This window comes from Streptomyces bottropensis ATCC 25435 (assembly GCF_000383595.1).
GTDB classification, from domain to species: Bacteria; Actinomycetota; Actinomycetes; order Streptomycetales; family Streptomycetaceae; genus Streptomyces; species Streptomyces bottropensis.
The window spans coordinates 7,765,763-7,780,470 of the sequence record NZ_KB911581.1 but is presented as its reverse complement, the minus strand read 5'-3'; the positions used below and the strand labels follow the sequence as shown (position 1 = coordinate 7,780,470).

The 14,708-nt window shown below is 70.8% G+C and carries 15 protein-coding genes; 9 read left to right on the top strand and 6 right to left on the bottom strand.

The annotated features are described in order from the left end of the window. Positions 1 to 82: 82 nt before the first annotated feature. A complete protein-coding gene (locus STRBO_RS0134470) occupies positions 83 to 1,408 on the bottom strand; it encodes an SGNH/GDSL hydrolase family protein (protein ID WP_005486673.1) in 1,326 nt (441 codons plus the stop codon). A 249-nt stretch (positions 1,409 to 1,657) separates the two neighbouring features. On the opposite strand from STRBO_RS0134470, the gene STRBO_RS0134465 reads away from it, so the two are divergent. The 3 genes from STRBO_RS0134465 (at position 1,658) to STRBO_RS0134455 (ending at position 5,385) form a co-directional block, all read left to right on the top strand. Next, entirely contained in the window at positions 1,658 to 3,028 is a 1,371-nt protein-coding gene (locus STRBO_RS0134465) for a DUF445 domain-containing protein (RefSeq protein ID WP_020115547.1), read from the top strand. A 101-nt stretch (positions 3,029 to 3,129) separates the two neighbouring features. Continuing rightward, on the top strand, positions 3,130 to 4,590 hold the full coding sequence (locus STRBO_RS0134460; protein ID WP_005486671.1) for an MFS transporter: 1,461 nt from the start codon (positions 3,130 to 3,132) through the stop codon (positions 4,588 to 4,590). Positions 4,591 to 4,899: 309 nt separating this feature from the next. Further along, positions 4,900 to 5,385 carry a hypothetical protein gene (locus tag STRBO_RS0134455; protein WP_005486669.1) on the top strand — a complete coding sequence of 162 codons (486 nt, stop codon included), beginning with the start codon at positions 4,900 to 4,902 and terminating at the stop codon, positions 5,383 to 5,385. Here STRBO_RS0134455 and STRBO_RS0134450 read toward each other — a convergent pair. Then, positions 5,376 to 5,876, bottom strand: a complete 501-nt coding sequence (locus STRBO_RS0134450; RefSeq protein WP_020115546.1) for a hypothetical protein — start codon at positions 5,874 to 5,876, stop codon at positions 5,376 to 5,378. The two genes, STRBO_RS0134455 and STRBO_RS0134450, sit on opposite strands and share 10 nt — an antisense overlap. 48 nt (positions 5,877 to 5,924) lie before the next feature. Further along, positions 5,925 to 6,533, bottom strand: a complete 609-nt coding sequence (locus STRBO_RS0134445) for a hypothetical protein (RefSeq protein WP_020115545.1) — start codon at positions 6,531 to 6,533, stop codon at positions 5,925 to 5,927. Between the two features lie 162 nt (positions 6,534 to 6,695). Between STRBO_RS0134445 and STRBO_RS0134440 the strand changes: the two genes are divergently transcribed. Continuing rightward, a complete protein-coding gene (locus STRBO_RS0134440; RefSeq protein WP_005486658.1) occupies positions 6,696 to 7,667 on the top strand; it encodes a GlxA family transcriptional regulator in 972 nt (323 codons plus the stop codon). Positions 7,668 to 7,939: 272 nt separating this feature from the next. On the opposite strand, the gene STRBO_RS0134435 is transcribed toward STRBO_RS0134440, so the two are convergent. After that, entirely contained in the window at positions 7,940 to 8,242 is a 303-nt protein-coding gene (locus STRBO_RS0134435) for a hypothetical protein (protein ID WP_028797005.1), read from the bottom strand. A gap of 199 nt (positions 8,243 to 8,441) precedes the next feature. Between STRBO_RS0134435 and STRBO_RS0134430 the strand changes: the two genes are divergently transcribed. The 4 genes from STRBO_RS0134430 (at position 8,442) to STRBO_RS0134415 (ending at position 12,677) form a co-directional block, all read left to right on the top strand. Then, entirely contained in the window at positions 8,442 to 8,864 is a 423-nt protein-coding gene (locus tag STRBO_RS0134430) for an Hsp20/alpha crystallin family protein (RefSeq protein WP_005486653.1), read from the top strand. Between the two features lie 459 nt (positions 8,865 to 9,323). Further along, complete coding sequence (locus tag STRBO_RS0134425) at positions 9,324 to 10,829, top strand: hypothetical protein (protein ID WP_005486651.1); 1,506 nt, start codon at positions 9,324 to 9,326, stop codon at positions 10,827 to 10,829. Between the two features lie 139 nt (positions 10,830 to 10,968). Further along, positions 10,969 to 12,144 (top strand): winged helix DNA-binding domain-containing protein, encoded by a 1,176-nt coding sequence (locus tag STRBO_RS0134420; RefSeq protein ID WP_005486648.1) that lies wholly within the window; start codon positions 10,969 to 10,971, stop codon positions 12,142 to 12,144. Positions 12,145 to 12,197: 53 nt separating this feature from the next. Next, positions 12,198 to 12,677 carry a hypothetical protein gene (locus tag STRBO_RS0134415; RefSeq protein WP_005486647.1) on the top strand — a complete coding sequence of 160 codons (480 nt, stop codon included), beginning with the start codon at positions 12,198 to 12,200 and terminating at the stop codon, positions 12,675 to 12,677. Positions 12,678 to 12,704: 27 nt separating this feature from the next. Here STRBO_RS0134415 and STRBO_RS0134410 read toward each other — a convergent pair whose 3' ends face one another. Further along, positions 12,705 to 12,908 (bottom strand): DUF397 domain-containing protein, encoded by a 204-nt coding sequence (locus STRBO_RS0134410; protein ID WP_020115543.1) that lies wholly within the window; start codon positions 12,906 to 12,908, stop codon positions 12,705 to 12,707. Continuing rightward, positions 12,905 to 13,753 (bottom strand): helix-turn-helix domain-containing protein, encoded by an 849-nt coding sequence (locus tag STRBO_RS0134405; RefSeq protein WP_028797004.1) that lies wholly within the window; start codon positions 13,751 to 13,753, stop codon positions 12,905 to 12,907. Before STRBO_RS0134405 ends, STRBO_RS0134410 begins: the two co-directional genes overlap by 4 nt. A 257-nt stretch (positions 13,754 to 14,010) precedes the next feature. Between STRBO_RS0134405 and STRBO_RS0134400 the strand changes: the two genes are divergently transcribed. Continuing rightward, complete coding sequence (locus STRBO_RS0134400) at positions 14,011 to 14,673, top strand: ATP-binding protein (protein ID WP_005486643.1); 663 nt, start codon at positions 14,011 to 14,013, stop codon at positions 14,671 to 14,673. Positions 14,674 to 14,708 lie beyond the last annotated feature (35 nt).

The window sequence follows — 14,708 nt, the reverse complement described above, 5'->3', positions numbered from 1 at the left end:
GTCCGGCCGCGGCCGCGCCGCGGCCGGTCACGCGGTTCCCCGGGGACCCGGACCCGGGCCAGGACTCCGGCCCAGGCCCCGGCTACAGCTCCGCCGGTGCCGCGCCCTTCAGTTTCTCCAGGTCGAACACGTCCGCCATCCGCTCGTAGCCCTGGTCGCTCGGGTGGAGGTGGTCGCCCGAGTCGTAGTCGGGGCGCAGGCGGCGGGGGGCGTAGGGGTCGCGCAGGGCCTTGTCGAAGTCGACGTAGGTGTCGTAGACCTGGCCGGAGCGGATCCGGGCGTTGATGGCCTGGCGGACGGATTCGCGCTGGTCGGACCAGCCGCGGTGGCCGTGGAAGGGCATGAGGGTGGCGCCGACCACCCGCAGGCCGCGGGCGTGGGCCCGCTCGACGAGCCGGCGCAGGCCCGCGGTGATGGCGTCGGGGTCGGCGCGGCCGGGGTTCTTGAGGATGTCGTTGACGCCGAGGTCGATGACGACGACCTTGACGCCGGTGCGGCCGAGGACGTCACGCTGGAAGCGGGCGAGGCCGCTGGGGTTCTCGGCGGGGCGGCCGTAGCCGTCGGTGAGGACGCGGTTGCCGCTGATGCCCTCGTTGACGACGCTGTAGCGGGGCACGTCCGAGGAGCCGGGGGCGGCGCGCAGGCGGCCGGCGAGGACGTCGGTCCAGCGCCGGTTCTCGCCGACCGTGGAGGTGACGCCGTCGGTGAGCGAGTCGCCGAGGACCACGACCGTGCCGTCGGACTCGTTGCTCAGGACGTCCAGGGCGGTGACGTAACGCCAGTGCAGGGACTGGGTGGTGTACGGCTCCCCGGTGACGTCCTCGGCCCGGTCGCCCTCGGCGGTGTACGAGATCTGCCGGGCGTGCGCGTGGTAGGTCGCGGGGCCGGAGGGCGTGGGGGAGTAGGTGGTGATCAGTACGTCGGCGTCGTGCGGGATCGCCACCCGTACGGCGTCGCTCACCACCTGCTGCCCCGGCGGGACGACGACCGTCGGGTTGCCGCCGAAGGTGAGCCGGCGCATGGTGTCGGCCACCGCGGCCGGGGTGTCCGTCGAGGCGGCCACGGCGAGCGAGGCGTGGGTGATGGTCAGCGGCTGCTGGCCGTAGAGGTTGGACAGGGTGACGCGGGCACTCGTGCCGGCGGCGGTCGTGTGCACCACGTTGCGCACCGAGCGGCCGGCGAGGCCGTCCTGCTCGGTACCCGGCTCGGAGCCGCTCGGCGACGCGGCCCAGGCGCCGACCCAGACGCCGGTGGAGGCGGGGGCGGCGCTGTTGTGGGGCGCGCGGGCGAAGGTCTCCTGCCGGGGGGTGCCGTGGTCGGTGCCGACACCGGTGTATATCGCGGCCGAGATCGCCACGACCAGGGCGGCGACGGCCGCCAGAAGTGCATAACCGTGACGCTTGGTCATGCGGTGGGTTACTCCTCGGGCTGTGGAGCCCGGGGGCTCCGATGTGATCACCCCATGATGCGGCATGGGATGGGGGTTGCTTGCGAGAACCCCCATCGGTTCCCCCGCCCGGACAGACGCGGGGAACTCCTGTTCCGTTCCAGGAGTAGGTCTCGGTAGGCCTATGGAGTACGTCACCAAGCGTCGCAGCGCCGGGGAAGGCGTCGAAGAACGGACAATGTGTACGGGGGACAGGAACGGGTGGAGCGAATGAACCGTACGGAAGCGGAACAGGCAGAACCCGCGGAACCGGCCGAAGGGGCCCGGCGGGCGGCGGAGGCGGCGGCCGGTGCACGGTCGCCCGCCTCGCACCGCACCATGACCACGTTCAGCGCGGCCGACGAGGAGAAACAGCGGGGCGTGCGGCAGATGAAGCTCATCGCCGCCGGGCTGCTGCTCTTCGTGGCCGTGGTGTACGTGCTGGCCAAGTGGGCCTCGCACGAGGGCGCGGGCGCCTGGGCGGGCTATGTCGCGGCGGCCGCCGAGGCGGGCATGGTGGGCGCGCTCGCCGACTGGTTCGCCGTGACCGCGCTGTTCCGGCATCCGCTCGGACTGCCCATCCCGCACACCGCGATCATCCCCACCAAGAAGGACCAACTGGGCGTCTCGCTCGGTGAGTTCGTCGGCGAGAACTTCCTCTCCCAGGACGTCGTACGGCAGCGGCTGCGGGCCGTCGGCATCGGCAGCCGGCTCGGCACCTGGCTCGCCGAACCGCAGAACGCCGACCGGGTGACGGCCGAGCTGGCGACCGCGCTGCGGGGTGCGCTGACCGTGCTGCGCGACTCGGACGTGCAGGCCGTGGTCGGGGAGGCGATCACCCGGCGGGCGAACGCCCAGGAGATCGCGCCCGGTATCGGCAAGATGCTGGAGAAGATCGTCACGGACGGCGGCCACCGGCGGATCGTGGACCTGATCTGCGCACGCGCCCAGAACTGGCTGATACTGCACGACGAGCAGGTCATGGACGCGGTCGAGGGCGGCGCACCCGGCTGGACCCCGCGGTTCGTCGACCGCCGCATCGGCGAGCGGGTCTACAAGGAGCTGCTGCGTTTCACCACCGAGATGCGCGACTCGCCCACCCATCCGGCGCGCGGCGCCCTGGACCGCTTCCTCACCGACTTCGCCACCGATCTCCAGTCCGACACGGAGACCCGGGCGCGTGTGGAGCGGCTGAAGGGCGAGGTTCTCGGCCGGGGCGAGGTCCAGGACCTCATCGACTCCGCCTGGACGGCCGTACGGTCGATGATCGTGTCCGCGGCCGAGGACGAGCGCAGCGAGCTGCGGCTGCGGGTCCGCTCCTCCCTGCTGTCGCTGGGCGCCCGGATGGCCACCGAGCCGAGCGCGCAGGACAAGCTCGACAAGTGGATCGAGGGGGCGGCGGTGCATGTCGTCACCACCTATCGCGCGGAGATCACCTCCCTGATCACCGAGACCGTCGCGAGCTGGGACGCCGAGCACACCACCAGGAAGATCGAGGCCAACATCGGCCGCGACCTGCAGTTCATCCGGATCAACGGCACGGTCGTGGGCTCCCTGGCGGGTCTGCTGATCTACACGGTGTCGCGGGCGCTGGGGGCGTAGGAGGCGGCGGGAGCACGGGTGCTCCGCCGGCGGCCGGGGCGTAGTCCCTGCTCGTGGGGGCACACGGATCGGGTTCGCTCAGGTGGAGGGAGCCCCAGCCCATGTCCGTCACTGACCCGAAGTCACCAGGTGTGATAACCACGGCCGTTCCGGCGCGCCTGGACCGTCTTCCCTGGTCGCGCTGGCACTGGACGATCGTGATCGGTCTCGGCACCGTGTGGATCCTCGACGGTCTGGAAGTGACCGTCGTCGGCAACATCGCGGGCCGGCTCTCCGAGGAGGGCAGCGGACTGCCGATCACGTCCGCTCAGGTCACCGGTATGGCGGCCGCGTTGTATGTGGCGGGCGCCTGTGCGGGCGCCCTCTTCTTCGGCCGGATGACCGACCGGTTCGGCCGCAAGAAGCTGTTCATGGTGACCCTGCTGGTCTATCTGGCGGCGACCGCGCTGACGGCCGTCTCCTTCTCCACCTGGTGGTTCTTCCTCTTCCGCTTCCTCACCGGCTTCGGCATCGGCGGCGAGTACGCGGCCATCAACTCCGCCATCGACGAGCTGATCCCGTCCAAGTACCGGGGCCGCGTCGACATCGTCATCAACGGCAGCTTCTGGCTCGGCGCGATCGGCGGGTCGCTGCTGTCCATCGTCGCCCTGAACACCGAACTCTTCCCGGCGAACGTCGGCTGGCGGCTGACCTTCGCCCTCGGAGTCGTCCTGGGCCTGGTGATCCTGCTGGTCCGCCGCAACGTCCCCGAGAGCCCACGATGGCTGCTGATCCACGGCCGTGAACAGGAGGCCGAACGCCTCGTGGGGGAGGCTGAGGAGCAGATCGAGGCCGAGAAGGGCCGCACGCTGCCCACGACCGACCAGGAGATGACCGTCCATCAGCGCGAGAGCATCGGCTTCGGCACGATCGCCCGTACGGTCTTCTCCCGGTACCGCCGCCGCGCGATCCTCGGCTTCTCCCTCTTCATCGGCCAGGCGTTCCTCTACAACGCGATCACCTTCGGCTTCGGCGCGATCCTCACCACGTTCTACGACGTCCCGACCTCCGACACCGGCTACTACTTCGCCGTCATCGCCGCCGGCAACCTGCTCGGCCCACTGCTGCTCGGCAAGCTGTTCGACACGGTCGGCCGCAAGATCATGATCTCCTCGACGTACCTGCTCTCCGGGCTGCTGCTCCTCGGCACCGCCTGGCTGTTCGGCCGGGGTTCGCTCGACGAGGTGACCCTGACGGCCTGCTGGTGCGTGGTCCTCTTCTTCGCGTCGGCCGGCGCGAGCAGCGCCTACCTGACGGTCTCGGAGGTCTTCCCCATGGAGACCCGCGCGATGGCCATCGCCTTCTTCTACGCCCTCGGCACGGCCGCCGGCGGTATCAGCGGCCCGCTGATCTTCGCCGAGCTGACGGAGTCCGGCGTCGTCGGCGACACCGTCCTCGCCTTCCGGATCGGCGCGAGCCTGATGTGCGCGGCGGGTCTGGTGGCGGCCTTCCTCGCGGTGCGCGCGGAGCAGCGCTCGCTGGAGGACATCGCGGAGCCGCTGTCGGCGCGGAGCTCCGCCTAGCGCGGGCGGGCAGGTCGGGGCAGGTCGGGGCGGGCCGAGTCGGGTCGAGTCGGGGCGGGCCGAGTCGGGTCGAGTCGGGCCGGTTCAGTCCGGTCGAGTCGGGTCGTTCGTCGGCTGCCGCGCCGTCGTGGCCGGTCGCACGGTTCCCCGCGCCTTCTTCGGGCCGCGCCCCTTTCGGACCGCGCCCCTTTCGGACCGCGCCCCTTTCGGACCGCGCCCCTTCCGGGCGCCTTCTGGGTACGGGGGAGCAGGCCGGTCTGAGTACCCGTACTCTGTCGGCCCGCCACCCGCCCCGGAACCCTCGTACGCATGACCGAGAAGCTGCTCCGCCCCCTGCGCACGCGCCCCTGGCCGGAACGCTGGCTGACCCGCCTGCTCGGCGCCGCCCTCGCCGCGGCCGCGTACCGCCTCTGTCTTCCGTGGGACCTGCGCGACCGGCCCGAACTGGAGGGCTCTCTGACGGACGCGACCCCCGTGACCGTCACGGGGGTGATCGTCCTCGCCCTCGTCCTCCTGCTCCTCGCGGCCTACTTCGGCCACCGGGACGCCCTGGCCTGGCCCGTGCTCCTGGTCGCCGTCCCGCCGGCCGCGCTGATGTACGTGTCCTTCCACGCCCCCACCGAGCCCCCGGACGCGGCCGTATGGCCCCTGTCCTGGGCCTTCTTCACGCTGGTGCTGGGCGCGTGGGTGCTGGTCGCCGCTTCGGTGGCGCGACGGTTCCGGACGGAGCCGGTGGACGAGAGGTGGCTGATCCACAGCCGGTCCCAGGACCGTTCGGCCACCGGTCAGCCGTAGAAGTACCGGCGGGCCTTGTCCTCGAAGTACGAGGAGTAGGCGAGTCCGACGACCGGTGTGCCCCGGTACGAGCCCACGTACTGCTGGGTGCTGTCGACCACCACGGGCCGGGCCATGCACGCCCACTTGTTGCGCTGCTGGGCCTCCGCCCACCGGATGGCCGCCGGGTCCACGCGGTCGCTGACCAGCGTGGGAAAGGCGCCGACACCGTTCTGGATCCCGGCCGGCAGCCCGCCCTTGGTCTTCTTCGCGTACGTCAGCACCTGGTCGGTGAAGGTCTCGATGGTGGGGATGGTGATCTCCTGGACCGCCGCCGCGACCGTGAACAGATGCAGCTTCGTCCCCATCCAGCTCCACCGGAAGTCGGCCCGGCGCCCGACGAGCACGGGCACCCCGGCCCACTCCTCCCACCACGTACGGCATTCGTCGGCGGCGAGACGGGCGGCCACGGAGGCGAGGTAGGCCTGGGAGGGCGACTGCTGTGGATGCATGGCCGGATCATGCACCCACCCGGCCGGCGCTGGGAAGGCGGGGTCGAGTCACGCTCCCGTGGTCGAACCGGGCCGCACGATCATCAGGATCGTGACGGTCGCCCACAGCAGGTTGAACACCCCGGTGAACATGGCGAGTCGGGCCGTGGTCCGGGCGTCGACGGTGGTGCCCTTGGCGTCGACGGCGGTGCCTGCGGTGTCGACGGCGGTGCCTGCGAGGTCGTCGGTGACGCCTCCGGTGTCGGTGGTGGTGCCTGCGAGGTCGTCGGTGACGCCTCCGGTGTCGGTGGTGGTGTCCCCGAGGCCGGCGGCGGTGCCGCCGATCCCCGCCAGGATCTCCTCCTGGCGGGGCAGCACCAGCGCCAGCAGGACCATCGCGGCGAGGGCGGTCAGCAGCATCGACACGATCAGCCAGGTGTCGTTCAGCACCCCCATGCTCATCGCCGTGGCGAACCCGAGCACCGGCACGGCGATGCCCACACCGCCGTACACCCGGCAGATCCGGTGCAGCAGCCGTACGGCCGCCACCGCCCGCTCGCTCCCGGGTTCGGCCAGCGCCTTGCGCGCGCTCGGCGGGAACATGCTGGCAGCGACGGTGACGGGCCCGACGGCGATGATCGCGGCGAGGACGTGGAGGGAGAGCAGGAACTTGGTCACGGAGGGACGGTAGGACGCACCAAGATCCTGGAGAAGTGGCGAGATTGCCAGAGGCCAACGGATTCTCGCCAGGCGTGTTTCCGGGCCACGGGGCGGAGCGCCTCCAGGGAGGCAGGGAGGGCAGCGCTTGGCGGAAAACGGGTGCAGGCCTACGCTCCCGCCATGCACACCGTGGCCGTCCTGGCGCTCGACGACGTGATCCCCTTCGACTTGTCGGCCCCCATCGACACCTTCGGCTGGGCCCGGCTGCCGGACGGCCGGGAGGCGTACCGGGTGCGGGTCTGCTCGGTGGAGGGAGGCGGGGAGGTGAAGGCGGGGCCGTTCAGCGTGCGGGCGCCGTACGGGCTGGAGGCGCTGGCCGAGGCCGACACGATCATTCTCCCGGGGACGGCCGACCCGACCGCGCCGCTGCCGCCGGGGGTGACGCGGGCGCTGCACGCGGCGGCGGCGAGCGGGACGCGGATCGCCTCGATCTGCGTCGGCGCGTTCCTCTTCGCGGCGACGGGTTTGCTGGACGGACTGCGCGCCACGACCCACTGGATGGCGGCCCCCGATCTGGCGGCCCGCCACCCGGAGATCACCGTCGACCCGAACGTCCTCTACGTCGACAACGGCCAGTTCCTCACCTCGGCGGGCGCCGCGGCGGCCATGGACATGTGCCTGCACATGGTCCGCAGGGACCACGGCTCGGCGGTCGCCGCGTTCACCGCCCGGATGTGTGTCATGCCCCTCGAACGGGAGGGCGGTCAGGCCCAGTTCATCGTCCAGGACCAGCCCCCGGCCCCCGCCGGCGCGACGATGGAGCCCCTGCTGCGCTGGATGGAGGAGAACGCGGAGCGGGATCTGACCCTGGACGACATCGCCCTGCACGCCGGCACCAGCGCCCGCACCCTGAACCGCCGTTTCCGCGAACAGACCGGTACGACGCCGCTGCAGTGGCTGCACCGGGCGCGGGTCCGCCGCGCCCAGTACCTCCTGGAGTCCACCGACCACACGGTCGAACGCGTCGCGGCCCAGGCGGGCTTCGGCTCCCCGACGGCGTTCCGGGACCGCTTCAAGAGGGTGGTGGGCACGAGCCCGTACGCGTACCGGCGGGCCTTTCGGGGGGAGGGGGAGGGGAGCGGGGCTGCGTGAGCAGCCCGGGGCGCGGCCCGTCGGACGTGCGGGGTCATGCGAGCAGCCCGGGGTGTCCCCCGTCGGGGCTGCGGGGCTGCGGGGCTGCGCGGGCAGCCCCGGGGGTGCGCCGTCGGAGTGCGGAGCTGTGCGAGCAGCCCGGGGCGTGGCCCGTCGGAGGTGCGGGGCTGCGCGAGCAACCACAGCCGTGCCCCGTCAGGGGCGCGGGGAACTGCGCGAGCAACCACTGGCGACCCGCACCCCGCACCCAGCGGCCGGACAAGGACCGACCCCTACCCCTTCCGGTCGGCCACCACCCAGGAAGCCAACGCCACCACCCCGGCCACCCCGAACACCGCCGGCCAGGCACCCACCTTCTTCGCCAGCGGATGCGACCCGGCGAACGCGGCCACGTACCCCGCGGTCAACGCCCCCGCCGCCCTGCCCCCGGCCGCCTGCTGCCACTGCCGAGCCGCCGCGGCCCCGGCGACGGCCAGCACCGCCCCGCCGAGCGGCCGCTTCTTCGTCCAGCGGGCCACCCCGTACCCACCGATGAGCCCGCTCGCGGCCACCGCCGCCGTGGGGACCTTCGCCATCACTGCCTCCCGCTGTTCCTGACGCGCACACGATGCCCTCGTCGCCGCTGCCGACCGGCGTGATCGAGGCTAGCTCCGGGATGCCCGCGGCGGACGAACCTGAGTCGGTAGTTGTCAAGTTTCCTCCTCCGAGCTATATAAGAAGTCGTAGGAATTCAGAGGGCATCGCACCCAACGTCAGAAGAGAGGAGTGCCCGTGATGCTCATGCGTACCGACCCCTTCCGCGAATTCGACCGACTCGCGCAGCAGGTGTTCGGTTCCGACAACCGGCCCGCCGTCACGCCGATGGACGCCTACCGGTCCGGCGACGACTTCGTCGTCCACTTCGACCTCCCGGGCGTCGACCCGGAGACCATCGACCTGGACATCGAGCGCAACGTCCTCAACGTCCGCGCCGAGCGCCGCTCCCCGGCTCCAGAGGGCGCCGAGATGATCGCCGCCGAGCGCCCGACGGGTGTCTTCAGCCGCCAGCTGTTCCTCGGGGACACTCTCGACGCCGACCGCGTCGACGCCTCGTACGACGCCGGCGTCCTGACCCTGCGCATCCCGGTCGCCGAGAAGGCCAAGCCGCGCAAGATCCAGATCAGCGGCGGCACCGACCGACGCCAGATCAACCGCTGACAGCACACCATCCACAGGGGCGCCCGGAGCCCTGCCGCCGAGTCCGGCGGCGGCACCGGGCGCCCCTGCCCCATGTTTCGAGGACCCGGGCCACGGCGTACACGCCCGCCCGGACCCAGCCGCTGAGTCCGCACGCGGCAGTGGCTGAATTCCTCAACTCCCCCTCCATGGCTGACAGTTGAGGCCGCCTCAATGTGACTCACGTCACCCCTGAGTCGTGGGGGAAGTGGTTCATGGAGCCCCGCCAAGCCTGGCATGCTCATGTTTGGCTACTGGGAGGTAACCACCGCGCGCGCACTGTCATGAGGACAGCTGTGCCGCCCGGCCGACCCCCCACCGCCAGGTGCCGTCTCACCACTCGCGCCTGCTCTCCGGCATGTCGTCACGGCTCCCGCGCCAGGTCGACCAGCCGTCCCTCCTGAAGCGCACCCCCCTGTCACCGCTCCCGAGGACTCACGCGTGCACAAGCTCAGAAGACATGCCCTGGTCACGGCACTGTCGGCGATCACCGCCGCGACCCTGCTGGCCACCGGCTGCTCCACCGGCTCCCCCGCCACCGCCGACAAGGCCGCCACCACGGCCGAGACCCGCGCGCCCGGCGAGCCCGGCGCGCCCGAGGACCAACTCGCCGTCGTCTCCGCCCCCACCGGCGACGCCACCCCCACCGCCGTGGCCGGCGCGGAGGCCGTCGACCGGGGCAAGGCCGAGAAATCCGCGCTCAAGGTCGCGTCCTACGACAGGAAGAGCGGCCGGGCGGTCATCGCGGCACCGCGGTCGGGCTCGGACGCCGAGCCGTCGGCGACCCCCTCGCGGACGGGCACCCCCGCCACCTCCGATCCGGACCGCCCCGACACGCCCTCGGACACCGGCTCCGGCTCCGGCACCGCGAAGCCCAAGGCCGCCGTGGCCGTGGGCGACGTCATCGCCAGCGCCCCCGCCCCCGGCGCCCCCGACGGCGTACTGGCCGAGGTGACGGAGATCGTCGACACCGCGGCGGACGGCGGTACGACCGTCGAGACGGAGCCGGCCGAGCTCGACTCGGTCCTGGGCGAGAGCAAGGCGGACGGTACTGTCCCCGTCGACCCGTCCACCCTGGAGGTCGACCCGCTCGTCCAGGGCGTGAAGGTCTCCTGGGCGAAGACCGGCGACCTCACCTTCGGCCCCGAGGGCGCGAAGCTCCCGCTGGGCAGCCTGCGCATCGACGTGGGCGCCGCCGTGGAGACCGCCCCGGGCGCCCCCGCCTCGGCCGCCGCGTCGGTCGAGGGCTTCGTCCAGCTCGCCCCCGAGGTCGCCTTCTCCTACGACGGTTCCGGCTCCGGCACGGGTTCCTCGCCCGGCGGCGCGTTCCTGGGCCTCACCGGCGACTGGGCCTCCCAGTGGTCGCTGAAGGGTCGCGCGGCCGGCTCGACCGACGGCAAGCCGATCCGTATCCCCTTCGCCCAACTCCACGCCGACCCCGTCATCCAGGTCGGCCCCGTCCCGATCGTCGTCAACCTCGACCTCGTCTGCTACTTCCAGGTGGAGGCCGACGGCCGCGTCACGGTCGACGTCGAGCAGGACCTCAAGGGCGACTTCAAGGTCGGCGGCAACTTCACCTGGTCCAAGGGCTGGACCGGCGTGAGCGAGTCCCACATGACGGGTGAACCGCTGAAGACGACCGTCACCGCGGTGGGCGACGTGAAGGCGGCCATGGGCGCCGAGGCGACGGTCGGCCTCTACGGCACGGTCGGCGTCACCGCCGACGTGGCCCCCTACCTCCGCGCCGAGGCCGACGCGACCGCCGAGGGCTCGGCGGACGGCACGGGTTCCGCCTCCGGCTCCTGGGCCCTGTACGGCGGCATCGACCTCACCGGCACCCTCAACATCCAGCTCTCCATCTTCGGCACACCGGTCTTCCAGAAGAAGATCCCGCTCGGCACGCTGCACGAGGAGTGGCTGCTGACGAAGGGCGAGGCGAAGGTGTAGTAGGCCGCCCGGTTCCATGCGGCGCGGGCCCTGTCCTCTACGGAGGGCAGGGCCTCCCGCGTGACGGCGCCCTCCATCCGAGCGGGGGGAGAGAATCACGCCTTGGGGACCCTCCACCCGAGCGGGGGAGAATCACGCCATGGGGACCCCGAAGCTCACCGCCCGCGCACTCAACCGTGCCACTCTGGCCCGCCAACTCCTCCTCGCACGCGAGCCGTTGGCCGTACCGGAGGCGGTACGACGAGTCGTGGCGCTGCAGGCCCAGCAGCCTGCCTCCCCGTACATCGCCCTCTGGAACCGCCTGTCCCCCTTCGACCCGGCGGCCCTGGACGCGGCGCTCACCGACCACAGCCTGGTCAGGGCGACCCTGATGCGGATCACGGTCCACACCGTCCACGCGGACGACTACACGGCGTTCCGCGAGGCGATGGAACCCACCCTCCGAGGCTCCCGCCTGGGCGACCCCCGCTACCGCGCCTCCGGCCTGACCCCCGCCGACGCCGACACCTTCCTCCCCGCCCTCCTGACCTACGCGGCCGGCTCCACGCGCACCGCCGCCGAACTCAGACTTTGGCTGGAGGACCACCTCGGCACCACCACCGCCCTGGACACCGGCGGCCACCGCATGCTCCGCCACTACGCCCCCCTGTGGCACGCCCCCACCGGCGGCCCCTGGTCCTTCGACACCCGCCAGTCGTACGTGGCGGCCTCCCCCCGCCCGTCCCTCACCGCCCCGGACGCTGCCGCCGAGGGCCTCCGCACTCTCGTCCGCCGCTACCTCCAGGGCTTCGGCCCGGCATCGGTGGCGGACATGGCCCAGTTCGCGCTGGCCCCACAGCGCCGCATCAAGCCGGCACTGGCCGCCATGTCGGAGGAACTCGAAACCCTGCGGGCCACGGACACCGGCCACACCCTGTACGACATCCCGGGCGCCCCACGGCCCCCGGAGGACACCCCCGCCCCACCCCGCCTGCTCCCCATGTGGGACAGCACGCTCCTGGCCTACGCCGACCGGGGCCGCCTCCTTCCCGCCGAGTACCGCAGGTACGTGACCCGCATGAACGGCGACGTCCTGCCGACGCTGCTGGTGGACGGCTATGTGGCGGGGATCTGGCGCCCGGTGGCCGACGCGATCGAGGCCACGGCCTTCCACCCGCTCCCGGCGCCGGTCTGGGAAGCGCTGGCGACGGAGGCGACAGCCCTACGGGCCTTCCTCAGCGCGCAGGCCGACCCCACGCCGTACCGCCGCTACGACCACTGGTGGGCCAAGCCATTCCCGGACAGCGCGGAGACTCGTCTGCTCTCTTTCGAGTGAGGGCGTCCGGGGAGTGATGGTGTCCGGGTGAATTTCGAAGTACTTTCAAAGTCATGGGTGCCGAGAGAGCCGCCGTGAACTTCTCCGAGCTGGTGAACAAGAACAAGCAGACGCTGGCCCGGCTCCAGGAATCGCCGAGACTGCTCCTGCATCGCAGGGACGGCGAGGATCTGGTGCTCACCACTGCGGCGCGAGCCGAGCAGGACCAGACCGTTGTATCGGCGGCCACCCGGATGCTGGCCGCGATGGCCCGCCGCGAGCCCGGCAGCATGGAACTGCTCCTCGACATACTGCCGGACGCGTTCCCCTGGGTGCGCTTCCTCCCGGACGCCGACGTCCACGCCTTCGCCGTCGAACTGGTCGACACCATGCGCGCCGCCGACTCCGTCGGTAACAGCGCGTCCGTCGCCCAACTCCTCATCGCCTGGCAGCACACGGCCGAGATCCACTCCGACCCCGAACTCCTGGCCGCACTGACCCGAGACCACTCCGAGGACTATGGCTCGGTTCCGGACCCTCGGGACATGGCATGACGACAGATGCTCCTCCAGCAGGGGCTGCTACCTGTGCTTCAGAGCATGGACGAAAGAACACCAAGCGGTGAGCCCAACCGCGACGACAGGACCGTGCGAGGCCTTGGAGTCACGTATGAGTGCGTAGTCGTCGGATATCGCACACTCCACGCACTCGCCCCCCGCGCCGTTGCTGTACGAAGACGTGAACCACGTCAGACGGTCGTCGTCGTCGGGTTCTGCGATGCTCATCTGGCGAATTCCTTCAGGATGGACTCGATCAACTGGGTGGACCGCTGAGGGCTCAGTGCTGCGGCTCGCAGACCGTCGAACGCCCTGGTGTACTCACGGACATGATGCTCGCCTTCCAGGTACACGGCATCGGTGATGCCGTCTCGGTACACCAGATCCGGGTCTTCGGGGGCAGGGAAGCCGAGCATCGTGAATGAGCCAGTCGCCGGGCAGGTGCCTGAGTCGAAGGGGAGGACCTGCAAGGTCACGGGCGGTAGCGCGGCTGCAGCCAGGACGTGTTCTAGCTGGTCTCGCATCAGCGCCCGGTCCCCAATGACGTGGCGAAAAGCCCCTTCGTTCACGATGAACCAGGCGTCGGGCGCGTCAGGTCGAGCGAGCATGGACTGGCGCTCCATGCGGACCCGTACGGCTCTGTCGATGTCCTCGGCAGACATGTGCGCGCCCGTCGTGTGCAGTTCGCGAGCGTAGGCCTCCGTCTGCATGAGGCCGGGCACCAACTCGCACTGATACTGGCGGATCGCGGAGGCATCCTGCTCCAACCCGATGTAGATGTTGAACCACTCGGGAACACCGGCACCGTGCACCTGCCACCAGCCGCGCGTCTTGGCCTGCCGGGCCAGCGACTTCAGGAATTCACGCAGCTCATCGCTCGTACCGTGGAACCGACACAGAGCGTCTACGTCGGACGGCTGGACCCGACCACTACCTGTCTCCATCCGGTTGACCTTGGACCCGCTCCAGTCCAGCGCCGCGCCGACCTGGGCACACGTCAGCCCACTCTTCTCGCGAAGCTTCTTCAGCTCGATCGAGAGACGACGCCGCCGTGCCGTCGGTGAACCGGCCATCTGAACCTCTTCAACCATCTGTCGAATAACGGGGGTTCAGTCTTGCGCCAAGGGGTGTGCCTGCCAATCACTCAGAAGTGGGAATCCCGCCGTGCACATTGCATAAAGGGATGAGCCGGCTACATTCTTGCTGTGGCGCTACTTACTGTGAGCGGGCGTGACACTCCGTCAAATATGTGCGGTCGGGGTGGAGTCGGCATCCGACGAAAGAGGTTCGAGTGATCCAGAAACCGTGTGTGTCTCGGCAACCGTGGGACTTGACCTTCACAGCCGACCCCGAGGAGGTCGCCGCCCTGAGGCGCCTGCTGCGTCTGCACCTGGGACTCTGGGGCCTGCGAGAGGTCATCGACGAGGCCCAACTCTGTGTCAGCGAACTCGTGTCGAACGTCATCACGCATGTCGGTCCCGGCACCCCGGCCACCCTCGCGGTCTCGATGAGCGGCGCCCACCTGCGCATCGAGGTGCATGATCCCGACACTCGGGCCCTGCCCACACTCCTGATCGCGGATGCCGATGCGGAGTGCGGACGTGGTATGGCCCTCGTCGATGCGGTCGCCGACCGCTGGGGTGTGCAGTTTCACCACGGCCGGAAGGTCACTTGGTGCGAGTTGCACACGGGGGTCATGCCGCCGATCGGTCGCTTCGACGGCCCTGGTGTGTCGAGAGCCGAGACGTTGCTCGGCGTGTACGCCACGACAAAGTCGCCGCCCGCTTCGACCGCCGACCACAGGTTGAGCACGGCCATGGGCGAAGAGACGGTGGTCGGTGTGATCACTGACCTCCTGCACTGGCTCCGAGCACACGGCAAAGACCCGGACCAGGTTCTGGACCATGCTCAGACCAGGTTCGAGGCGCAGGTCCACTCAACCGAGAAGACGCGGCGCCCAGGCCAGAATCGTCCTGTGAAGACACGGAGTTGACGGACGGGCGCGGAGCGCTGTGCCGAGGGGCCGGC

Coding starts and splice junctions, on each gene's coding strand:
- STRBO_RS0134470 (WP_005486673.1), bottom strand. CDS start 1,408: ATGACCAAGCGTCACGGTTATGCACTTCTGGCGGCCGTCGCCGCCCTG.
- STRBO_RS0134465 (WP_020115547.1), top strand. CDS start 1,658: ATGAACCGTACGGAAGCGGAACAGGCAGAACCCGCGGAACCGGCCGAA.
- STRBO_RS0134460 (WP_005486671.1), top strand. CDS start 3,130: ATGTCCGTCACTGACCCGAAGTCACCAGGTGTGATAACCACGGCCGTT.
- STRBO_RS0134455 (WP_005486669.1), top strand. CDS start 4,900: ATGACCGAGAAGCTGCTCCGCCCCCTGCGCACGCGCCCCTGGCCGGAA.
- STRBO_RS0134450 (WP_020115546.1), bottom strand. CDS start 5,876: ATGCATCCACAGCAGTCGCCCTCCCAGGCCTACCTCGCCTCCGTGGCC.
- STRBO_RS0134440 (WP_005486658.1), top strand. CDS start 6,696: ATGCACACCGTGGCCGTCCTGGCGCTCGACGACGTGATCCCCTTCGAC.
- STRBO_RS0134435 (WP_028797005.1), bottom strand. CDS start 8,242: ATGGCGAAGGTCCCCACGGCGGCGGTGGCCGCGAGCGGGCTCATCGGT.
- STRBO_RS0134430 (WP_005486653.1), top strand. CDS start 8,442: ATGCTCATGCGTACCGACCCCTTCCGCGAATTCGACCGACTCGCGCAG.
- STRBO_RS0134420 (WP_005486648.1), top strand. CDS start 10,969: ATGGGGACCCCGAAGCTCACCGCCCGCGCACTCAACCGTGCCACTCTG.
- STRBO_RS0134415 (WP_005486647.1), top strand. CDS start 12,198: ATGGGTGCCGAGAGAGCCGCCGTGAACTTCTCCGAGCTGGTGAACAAG.
- STRBO_RS0134410 (WP_020115543.1), bottom strand. CDS start 12,908: ATGAGCATCGCAGAACCCGACGACGACGACCGTCTGACGTGGTTCACG.
- STRBO_RS0134405 (WP_028797004.1), bottom strand. CDS start 13,753: ATGGCCGGTTCACCGACGGCACGGCGGCGTCGTCTCTCGATCGAGCTG.